At 39.7% G+C, this 680-nt stretch carries 1 protein-coding gene; it reads right to left on the bottom strand.

Features of this window, described 5'->3' with window-relative positions; all coding sequences use genetic code 11:
* Window positions 1-62: 62 nt before the first annotated feature.
* Window positions 63-680, bottom strand: a 618-nt coding sequence (locus ACXAFR_RS27435; protein WP_475183373.1) for a hypothetical protein, incomplete at its 5' end; no start/stop codon positions are given.

The raw sequence follows: 680 nt of genomic DNA, 5'->3' as shown, positions 1-680 counted from the left end.
CACATAAACGGCGCGAGGAACGAGCGTCCGGCGACCGATGGGGAGCGAATTTGATGTGATTGTTATGCATTATAGTTTTTCCACGCATTATAAGTTTTCGGAATACCTAAGGATTTTAGCTTTTCCCACTCGGCTTTTGCTTCATCTCGACTGCCTTCGTTAGCGGCAAGAAAGTCGGTGATAAAATTATTGAAACGTGCAGATGGGATTTGTGGGAGTCTACTTTCCTGAGTGCTCAATTTAACAAAATATTGTATTAATTTCCGATACGTGATTTTTTTATTTTTCTCTAGTTGCTCTTCACGCCAACGATTAGTCCAGTACCATACGCCAGACTTCTTGGGCAAGTTAGGGCATATTTTCTTAGCTTCATTCATAATGAATGACTTTGTTTTTTTGTTACTCACGTAGTTTTCTATTTTTTGATCAAGCGCAAGAGTATCAGTCTGTTGGGATTTAGATCTCTTTGATTCTCGCTTTTCGAAGAGGATCTCATCTTCAATATAGCTTTTTATAATGCCTTCTAATTGGTCTTTCCTTAGCTTACTGCCGTTAGGCACGCCAATCTCTTTGGCAAACTGCTTTAACTCTGAAGCATACCAATACCCAGCCTCAAACTCAGCGACTGTTTTAACATGGTGTAGATTTTTACTTTGAGTCACAAGTCTTCCTTTGATGCA

This window comes from Pseudomaricurvus sp. ABR4_320, assembly GCF_056159445.1.
This window is presented reverse-complemented; position numbering and strand designations above follow the sequence as displayed.